Source organism: Flavisolibacter ginsengiterrae DSM 18136, assembly GCF_059568575.1.
In genome coordinates this window covers 47,969-57,810 of record NZ_JCANTR010000026.1, presented here as the reverse complement: position 1 = coordinate 57,810, position 9,842 = coordinate 47,969, and the positions used below count along the sequence as shown (strand labels likewise).

General features: G+C 43.2%; 8 protein-coding genes. 3 read left to right on the top strand and 5 right to left on the bottom strand.

Going from position 1 to position 9,842, the window contains the following annotated elements; translation table 11 throughout:
• Positions 1-659 (top strand): IS66 family transposase (gene tnpC / locus BP74_RS19645; RefSeq protein ID WP_496376893.1); only part of this gene is annotated, 659 nt, incomplete at its 5' end.
• A gap of 1,974 nt (positions 660-2,633) precedes the next feature.
• On the opposite strand, the gene BP74_RS19640 is transcribed toward tnpC, so the two are convergent.
• Positions 2,634-2,879 carry a hypothetical protein gene (locus BP74_RS19640; protein ID WP_496376891.1) on the bottom strand — a complete coding sequence of 82 codons (246 nt, stop codon included), beginning with the start codon at positions 2,877-2,879 and terminating at the stop codon, positions 2,634-2,636.
• A 170-nt stretch (positions 2,880-3,049) separates the two neighbouring features.
• On the opposite strand from BP74_RS19640, the gene BP74_RS19635 reads away from it, so the two are divergent.
• Entirely contained in the window at positions 3,050-4,213 is a 1,164-nt protein-coding gene (locus BP74_RS19635; RefSeq protein ID WP_496376889.1) for a cysteine desulfurase family protein, read from the top strand.
• A 1,067-nt stretch (positions 4,214-5,280) separates the two neighbouring features.
• The gene (locus tag BP74_RS19630; protein WP_496376887.1) at positions 5,281-6,177 is read left to right on the top strand and encodes a phospholipase D-like domain-containing protein; all 897 of its coding nucleotides are present in this window, start codon (positions 5,281-5,283) and stop codon (positions 6,175-6,177) included.
• 70 nt (positions 6,178-6,247) lie between these two features.
• Here the strand turns inward: BP74_RS19630 and BP74_RS19625 are convergent, their stop codons facing one another.
• From BP74_RS19625 to BP74_RS19610, 4 genes are read right to left on the bottom strand one after another with little or no spacing between them, the layout of a single operon-like run.
• Positions 6,248-6,448: a hypothetical protein gene (locus tag BP74_RS19625; protein ID WP_496376885.1), complete on the bottom strand. Its 201-nt coding sequence runs from the start codon at positions 6,446-6,448 to the stop codon at positions 6,248-6,250.
• A gap of 10 nt (positions 6,449-6,458) precedes the next feature.
• Positions 6,459-7,751 carry a lysine N(6)-hydroxylase/L-ornithine N(5)-oxygenase family protein gene (locus BP74_RS19620; RefSeq protein ID WP_496376883.1) on the bottom strand — a complete coding sequence of 431 codons (1,293 nt, stop codon included), beginning with the start codon at positions 7,749-7,751 and terminating at the stop codon, positions 6,459-6,461.
• Between the two features lie 34 nt (positions 7,752-7,785).
• Positions 7,786-8,862, bottom strand: a complete 1,077-nt coding sequence (locus BP74_RS19615; protein ID WP_496376881.1) for a heparan-alpha-glucosaminide N-acetyltransferase domain-containing protein — start codon at positions 8,860-8,862, stop codon at positions 7,786-7,788.
• Between the two features lie 10 nt (positions 8,863-8,872).
• The gene (locus BP74_RS19610) at positions 8,873-9,394 is read right to left on the bottom strand and encodes a GNAT family N-acetyltransferase (protein ID WP_496376879.1); all 522 of its coding nucleotides are present in this window, start codon (positions 9,392-9,394) and stop codon (positions 8,873-8,875) included.
• Positions 9,395-9,842 lie beyond the last annotated feature (448 nt).

Below are 9,842 nucleotides of genomic sequence, written 5' to 3'. Positions count from 1 at the left end.
CAATGCTTGATAAGTTCAGGGGCATACTTCACACAGATGGCTTCGGCGTATATGATCACTTTGCAATGCGTAATGACATTGTACATGCTAATTGCAACGCCCATGCAAGGAGAAAGTTCGAGCAAGCTTTATTTACTTCTTCTGAGAAAGCTCAGTATGTACTGGAGCAATATCGTAAGCTATATGCGGTAGAAAAGCATTGCAGGGAGCAAGAGCTAAACTTTGATCAGCGACTAGAGATAAGAAAAGAGAAATCAGTGCCGGTGTTTAATGAACTTGCATCGTGGTGTAAGGATCAGTTGATCAATTTACGAAGCGATGAGAAGAAATCGCCGATTAAAACAGCACTTGGTTACTTCTGCGCAAGAGAAGAAGAACTTTCCAGGTTCCTGCACTATGGCATGTTGGAAATAGATACCAATCTTATTGAAAGGTCTATCCGTCCTATAGCGCTTGGAAGAAAGAATTACATGTTTGCCGGTTCACATGAAGCTGCACAGAATGCTGCGATGATCTACTCACTGCTTGCAACCTGCAAGCTTCAGAATATCGATCCATACAATTGGCTAAAGAGTGTGATCAAGTTAATGCCAACGCACCCTGCATCCAGGATCGAAGATTTACTTCCGCAGTACTGGAACAGCCGCATAGCGCAGTAATCCATAATTAGAAGTCTTTTAAAACAAAATTATTTAACCAAACATGGTGGGCAATAGGTTAACCCCCTGTCGTTCGCCGTACGATTACGAAGCAATCTCCCTCTACGAAGCCTCATTTTTACCCCGTCATTGCGGCCATTAAATTGTACGTCATTGCGCCTCCTTTTCTCTTTCGTCATTGCGATGAGCGTGATAAAGCTTTCGGTGAAAACTACGTCCATGCGAGGAAGCAATCTCCTTCTACGAAGCCTATTTTTACCCCGTCATTGCGGCCATTAAATTGAACGTCATTGCGCCTCCTTTTCTCTTCCGTCATTGCGATGAGCGAGAAAAACCATTCGGTGAGTAATAATGTCAATGCGAGGAAGCAATCTCCTTCTACGAAGCCTCATTTTTACCCCGTCATTGCATCCATTAAATTGTACGTCATTGCGCCTCCTTTTCTCTTCCGTCATTGCGATGAGCGAGAAAAACCATTCGGTGAGTAATAATGTCAATGCGAGGAAGCAATCTCCTTCTACGAAGCCTCATTTTTACCCCGTCATTGCATCCATTAAATTGTACGTCATTGCGCCTCCTTTTCTCTTCCGTCATTGCGATGAGCGTGATAAAGCTTTCGGTGAAAACTACGCCGCTGCGAGGAAGCAATCTCCCTTTACGAAGAACGTCACTTATGGTAGAACGTCATTGCGCGGAGCTAGAAAAACGATTCGGTAAGTAGTACCATTTTGCGACACCAGTCCCGATTCTTGCGACAACCTGTCCCACTTATTGCGGGAAGCAACAATTTCATCTAGACCAAAATAAAATAATAGCCTTCTCGATAATCCCCCTCTACGAAGCATTCTATGTGCCTATGTCCACTCTATGTGTCTAAGTGGTAAAAAAACATCCAGGGCTACGACTATTCAAAAATTATCCAAATTAAAATCCACGTCCAGCGCCTCATTTCGAGATCCTTAACTATAGCTGTCATTGCGATGAGCTGGAAAAGCCATTCGGTGAGTGAAAACGTTAGGCGAGGAAGCAATCTCCCTCTACGAAGTGTTATTATCACCTCAATTTTAACGACAACCTAAAAAACTCTCCGATCTAAAGCGTGTCTGCAGCGCCTCATTGCGGGTATTCGATTCCTGCGCTGCTTATCTTTTACCGCACCCTCCGCAATTCAGCGCCCTTTGTCCGCCGTAGCGAAGCGAAGGAGGATTCACCCTCCGCGCATATCACGTCTTCGCTTTAAAGCCTTGTACTATTTGTAATGAAGCTGCAACTGTAAATGAAAGGTTGAAATCATAATGACTGAAGTATTCTGTAGTAAAGACCGTTGTGCGTTGGCCCCGCAGGCATACGCGGAGTCCCGCCATTGCGGGATGCCCTGCGCGTCTTTTTGCCTGCCCCGACGAGCGCAGTGGAACTCGGGGCTCCACTTTTTGGGCGAGCAACTGCGAAGCACCTCAGCGAGGCAAATAAAAAATATAAACCTTCGAGCTAAAAGAAATGGACAATAAACTTGCCGAAGGCAATAAAAACTATTGCACCTTACACCGATCCATATCATTTAAGATACCTCTTTCCCCAGGCGACGACAACATAAAAACATCTCGATCTAAAGACTGCCTGCAGCGCCTCATTGCGGATATTCGATTCCTCCGGCTTTTATCGTTACCGTAATGTCCGCAATTCAGCGCCTTCAGCATCTGCGCATATCACGTGATCGATCTAAATAACGTTCTACTTCGTAGTGAGGCAAACACAGTCAAGGTAAGATTGTAGTCGTATTGAATCTACCAACCAGTAGTAAAGACCGTTGTGCGCTGGCCCCGCTGCATACGCGGAGCGTTTATGTCAGCGTGCCTTTTCTTTGGTTACTTTCTTTGGGCAAGCAAAGAAAGTGACAAACAAAACTTGCCGAAGGCAAAAAAACTACACCTATATAAAAATCACTATTAAACAATTAACCCCGGCGGCAGCCCCTCATAATTTCCTCACCACGCACCGTACAAACGCCTCTCTCGGCCTTGGCGCCGACATCTGCCAGCAGCAGGAAGCAATCGCAGCCCTGATGCTGCTCTCCATCTTACCCGGAAAATGTTTCTTTATCATTTTCACCAGGTAATCCACTTCCCAGTGCTCATCACAGGAAAAAAAGAATCGGTCAGTATATATTTTCTTCTTCTGGTCATATTCCGACCAGTCATCATTCAATATTCGGTCCGGCATGGTACTTAAGTTTATAGATTATAGCTTGTAAATGTAGGCAGCTACAACTCAACAGCATATCCGGTATTTTACGGATATTTTTTCCTCCACTTGTAGTACTAATGATTAAGCCAACCGTCATTACTATTATCCTGCCCTTGATGTTGTTTAAAGTCCATTAATCTTATTGTATGAACCAGATCTATCTCGATAACGCCGCCACTACCCGTACACATCCCGAAGTACTTCATGCCATGTTGCCTTTCCTCTCGCATTGTTACGGCAATCCTTCCTCCACGCATTTTTACGGACGTGAAGCCAGGATTGCCATTGAGGAAAGCCGTAAAAAAGTGGCCGGATTGCTGGGTGTGAAGCCTGGAACCATTGTATTCACTTCGGGAGGCACTGAGTCCAGTAACACAGCCATCACGGCAGCTGTCAGGGATGATGGGTGCAATCACCTTATTACCTCGCCGCTGGAGCATCACGCGGTATTGCATCCATTTGAGCACTGGAGCGACAATGTAGGAATAAGCTCCTCACTCGTATCCTTAACCAATGAAGGCGGCGTATATTACAATAACCTCGAAGATCAGTTGATACAGTTTGATAAAGTGGGCAGAAAATGTTTCGTCACCTTAATGGGGGCCAATAATGAAACAGGTATATTACTGGACACCAAAAGGGTGGCGGATCTCTGCCTTCGCTACGATGCCATTTTTCATTGCGATGCTGTACAAACCGTGGGTCATTACCCACTCAACCTGGAAGAATTGGGTATGCATTATCTGTCTGCCGCAGCCCATAAGTTTGGTGGTCCCAAAGGCGTTGGCCTTTTATATATAAAAGATAAAGAAACCAGTTTCAGACCATTATTGCTGGGTGGAGCACAGGAGAGGGGCAATCGCGCCGGCACGGAAAATGTAGCAGGCATTGTAGGTTTTGCCAAAGCCCTGGAGCTCGCCATGGCCGGGTATGAGGAAAATAAAAAGTACATACTGCGGTTAAAAAATTACCTGGCCCAGCAACTAAGAGACCATATTCCCGGCATTCAATTTAATGGACCAGTGAATGACACACTATATACGGTGTTATCGGTCAACTTCCCCCGCAATGAAGACTCAGAAATGCTTCTTTTAAATCTGGATATGAAAGGCATCTGTGCCTCGGGAGGTTCGGCCTGTAGCAGTGGAGCTGCTTCGCATGTCATGCGCGAATTGGGTAAGCACAATGATTATGTAACAGTACGTTTTTCTTTTTCACCGGAAAATACTTTGAAAGAAATGGATACGGTCATTGGGGCCTGCGTATCTATTTTGAATCCGCAACAACAATTAAAACAAAAAACGGCCTGATAAAGAAGTTCTCACAAGCAGACTATAAGATCCAGCATCCGTGAATTCACCAGCCGCTATTCTTTCTTATGAAAAACCAACGATCCTGATCCTGTTGATATCGAATGGCCGTTTATCCGTACCCTTTCCCTAAAAACGGATGAACGCCGCAAAGGCACTAAGGCGCCAAGGAACGCTAAGATCTGCTGCGCAGGCTTGCAAGATTTGAACCACGGATACATTACGACACATTGATGCACAGAGTGAATGGCCATAAAGACACCAAGACACAAAGAAGCACAAAGGATAAATACTCGTGCCTATTATCCTACCCGTCATTGATCGCTCAACTCACCGTCATTGCACCCCTCAAACTCACCGTCATTGCGAAGAGCGTGATAAAGCATTAGGTTAAGACCATGCAATTGCGAGGAAGCAATCTCCCTCTACGAAGCCTTCTATGTGCTTATGAATTTCCCTCTGTGTTCTATGTGGTAAAAGAATCCTTCCGGTCTTGACTGCAAGCGCTCAACTTATCGTCATTGCGAGGAGCTTGAAAAACCATTCGGTGAGTGAAACGTCATTGCGAGGAAGCAATCTCCCTCTACGAAGCCCTCTAATAATCCCAATTTTACGACAAGGCAAAAAAACTTCGATCTAAGGACTGCCTGCAGCGCCTCATTGCGGGTATTCGATCCCTCTACCTTTCATCGCCAGTGCACCGTCCGCAATTCAGCGCCTTCAGACTCTGCGCATATCACGTCTACGATTAAAGGCCTTGAGCTACAAGTAGGAAAATTGCATCTGTAAATGAAAAACCGTAATCATAGTGTAACTCCCAACCAGTAGTACTGACCCTTGTGCGCCGGCCCCCGCTGCATATGCGGAGCATTTATGGCAGCGGTGTCCTTTTTGCTCCACTTTTTGGACAAGCAAAAAGTGGAATTAATAAAACTTTGCCGAAGGCAACTCATCCCAAACTTTCCAATTACCATCTATGATTCTAAAACCAAATGAATTAGTTTAACGCAGTTATTTAATGCTTACGATTATAACTAAAACTCCATCTAAAAAACCTTTCCCAAAAAATGGCTTCCTTTCTCAATACCCAGCAAATCATCCAAAGCATTTCAACCATTATTTCCAATTCAAAAAAAGAACTAGTACTCATAAGCCCCTTTATCCAGATAAATGATTCATTTGCTGAATCGTTAACACGGATAGATGCTAACGGCAGAAAAACTACTCTTGTTTTTGGAAAATGTATTCTTAACCCATACGAAGAAAATTTTCTGACTAGATTAAAGAACCTTGACCTAAGATATTTTGAACATTTACATGCGAAGTGCTACTATAACGAATCTTATATGATAATAGGTTCCATGAATATGTATGAAGCATCAGAACGTAATAATGAAATGGGTGTTTTGATTAATGCTGAAACTGAAGACGATATGAAGTTATATAAGGATGCAAAAATGGAAGCCGAGTTTATTATAGATCATGCTGAACGAATATCCTTAAATGAGATTGTAACCTGCACATTATATGTTCCCCCTAAATATGAAAGAAAATCTCTTGGTCCGGTTTTAAATGCTATATGGCTAGATTTTAAAAACACTTATAAGAATTATGAGGTTATTCCAACTATGATTGAAGAACTTGAAATGGTAGTGATTGAAAATTGGCTTTTTCGTGGTATTGAACTTAGAGTAGGAGGTGTTATACAGGTGGTTTTTTATAACACCAACAATCACTTAATTGAATGTTTAAAAGAATCAATGGAAACTGAATTAAATGAGGTTTTGAACAACTGTAAGATATACTGGAATAAATATTGGAATCGTACACAATTGTCCATCTATCCTCAAAAAATTGATTATGATGTAAATAAAATTCATTGGATTCAGTCGAAAGTTGTCCAACTTCAATATTTATTATCCAAAAATGCTTCAATATTGAATAGCATTCCTCAGATCAGCTAGTAATTTTTAATTGCTTTTAGAAATAACAATACTGCTTATGAAATAATATTACCTATCCTAAATAAAATACTTACTTCCTCCCATTCATGCCCGACTCAACCCCCTCTATATAAAACTCCGGTTCCACAGGGAAGGCCCTGTCTATCTCCGCCGCATAGCTTGATTTCAATTCATCCACCAGTTCCTGGATATAATTCTTCTCTTTCATCCGCACAGGATCCACTAACACCCCATCCAACTCCTGGCCATGTAAGGAAATCTTTAAGGTCATGTTCTCTAAATTAATTTTTAATTCCAAATTCTTGAAATGCCACACCTCTTTCCAGGGCAAAATGCTCATAACCCAATATCTTGTTCAATATTGTAGCATTCCGGTAAGGACCCATCCCCAGGTCCGGCGCACAAAAGCCATGGCTATGCAATTCAGCATTCTGCACAAATATTCTCTTGCCCCTCACATCAATAGCATACTCCCTGCTGATGTCCAGTTGATCCTCATCCCGGTTCAGTTGATCCTTGATGGATTCAAGAAAGGTAGGCACGCCTGGCCGGTAGCCTGTGGCCAAAATAACCGCACTCGTGTCCATTTGAAATGATTGCTCCACCTCTGTATCCAAAAACTGGAGTGAAATATTTTCGCCGGTAATGTTATAACCAAGCAGCTCACTGTTAGTTTTCAAACCAATTGAACAGTCGGCGTTTTCCAATCCTTTCAAATAAAGAAGGTCATAAATTTCGTTGATCAGCGAGCTGTTAATGCCCTTGTAAAGAACATCCTGCTGACTCAATACTTTTTTCTTTTTTGCACCTGGCAAGGAATAAAAATGATCAATATAATCCAGCGAGGTCATCTCCAGGGTCAGCTTGCTATATTCCATAGGGTAGAAGCGCATACTCCTGGTCATCCAGTTCAGCGATTGCAATGAATCGGTATAGGAAAGCAGGTCATAAAACACTTCAGCAGCGCTCTGTCCACTGCCCACTACTGTTATGGATCCTTTGGTCAATAATCCCTCTTTTCGCTTCAGGTAGGCTGAAGAATGTACAATGGAATCATGTCCATGGTCACGGATGCATTCTGGAATATACGGAACCGTACCAATACCAATTACCAGGTGTTTGCAATAATAAAATTCCAGCGTCTCTGAATACAGGTTATGCACCATCACACAATAAATATCTTCCCGCGGATCATAATGCACATCTGCCACCTTGTGATTGAATCGTAATGAGTCCAGTTGGCCTGCCACCCAACGGCAATAATCATTATACTCACGGCGGGTAACAAAATTATTTTCATGAATCGCAAACCTGAATAGCCTTTTCTTTTCTCTCAGGTAATTAAGGTAGGAATACCAGCTGCAGGGATCAATTACTGTTACCAGGTCGGCATAGAAGGGTACCTGCAGACGCGCATTGGGAAGCAGCATACCTTCATGCCATACAAATTCCCTGGACTGGTCAAAAAACAGGCAGGAGAGTTGAGGCAGACTGTCCGCTATTGCTGCCATTCCCAAATTGAACGGCCCGATGCCAATGCCAATAATATCATATACTTTCTTATCTATAAACATAGTGTCCGGATTTTTATTAAGTATTAATCTAGCCTCAGTTACCCCAAATTTTCATAGCGCCAAACACGGCTATGTTCACCATCACTATCATTACCAGGGTGCCGCACATGTTCAAATCATGATAACCTACCAGTCCCAGCAACAAAAAGATTACAATCCATTGCAACAGGTAGATCAGGGTGATATGCTTACTGCAATAACAGAGGAATCTTGTCAGCTTCGCTATTTGCACCTGCAGCCATTCAAACTTTCTATTGTTCTTATTCATAAGTAAATGTTTCATCATTAATTCCACCGGCTCATCCAGGTGCATCCACAGGCTCACCCATAGCAACACAAACCCCAGGTGCATAATTGTTTTATCAGGATAGGTTCTCCAGAAGCTCGTCTCCGGGAAGTGCACATCTGCTAATCCCATCACCCATCCACTGGCCAGCAGAAAAGCGCCTGTAATGGTCAGGGCTAAAACAGAGGTCCATTGCGATTTCAGGTATTGACCCACAGCCATACCCACCAGCGGGTAGGCCAGCCAGGGAAACAATGGAAAGAAAACAGCATTCGGTTTGCCACCTATTAAATGGAGCAGGTGATCAGGAATAAAATGTTTATGGTGCATGTCCCAGAACAGGGGTGCACATAAGATCACTATATACGCCAGGAACAATGCAAATACCTGTGAATACGGAAGACGTTTTATTAGGGTTAGAACCATTAGCGATATCCCCGCGCATTGCAGTATATCACCAATCATCAGTAAATGAAATTCCACCGGCCAGTTATGCTCAAAATTCAATTCTGCTAAAAAATCAGCAGGCAATATTTCCATCCATAGCGGTACCAAAAATTTAAAAGCATTTAAAGCATACCCGGTTAGCACCAGTATCAATGCTCTTCCCAGTTGTGCAGCTGTTCCTTTTCTGGAGAAGCAAATGCTCATACCCATAACAAATAGTAGCAATTGAGCTCCCGGCCATTCGGCAATGAAAGCAAGCACATGTCCCAAAAAGCTTTGTTGTACCTCAGGTTTGCTATACAGCATCACGCAATGAATAGTAGGAATAAAAGCAACCGTGAACCCCCTCGCGAGGTCCAGCGACAGTAGTCTTGGCATCGATTATAATTTAGTGTTGGAAAAAATCTTCGCGATCCATGCAGTACAATGCTGCTGTTTTGTAGGAGAGCGTAACATTCTTTAGGAACCGGAACCTGGCTCTTTCCAGGATGGCTATGGCGTTGGTATTCCGCACATCCGGCTCACCATAGATTCTCTGTGCATTCCTGAAAGAAAAATAATAGGATAAGAAAGCATGCACCACAGCTGCTGTCAATCCATGTACAGGTTTGTCATTAGGACCCATCAGCAGGTGAAAGCCGCAATGGCTGCCTTCATCAGGCAAATGAATGCCTAATTCATCGGCAGCAATGCGGTAAACATCCACCTGGCAAATAAGTTTGTTGTCATAATAACCCACCAGGGAATGCGCGTCCGGGTTAAGGAGTATATCGGTGTATGTTTTAACTAATTCTTCAAAACTTCCGGCCATCTGCCAGAACCTTTGTGTATAGGGTAGGTTTACCCATTGGTGAATAACAGGCAGATGCTTTTCCAGGTCCAGGGAATAAAAAACGACTGGACTGGGCAAAGCAGCCGGCTTGGAATAAAATAAAGCCGGTCTTTGCAATTGCGGTTTACAAAATAGCCTGGGAAAAGTTGTGGTGAATGATTGGTGCATATACGTAAATCGTACAGCAAACCTATTAGCACCCCCCACATTTATCTGAGTGCAATCAGGAATCAGATGAATGCAATCAGGATAACCTCTGAACAGGAATGAACAAATCTCTTCCCTGTTGCTGCCACAAAGACACAAAGGAACAAAGCATCGCCAAGAGCTCGCATGCTCGCAAATGTTTTTGAACCACAGGGACACAATGACACAGAGATAGTGAGCCCGCGAACCCAAAGCTTTCAACCTTAGAAATGCCAGCTATTGAACCGCATCTTCAACCTAAAAAACTATAAACTATAAACTTCAAACTAGAAACTGCTTATGTGCCTATGTGCCCCTTTGTGCCCTATGTGGTAAAAAA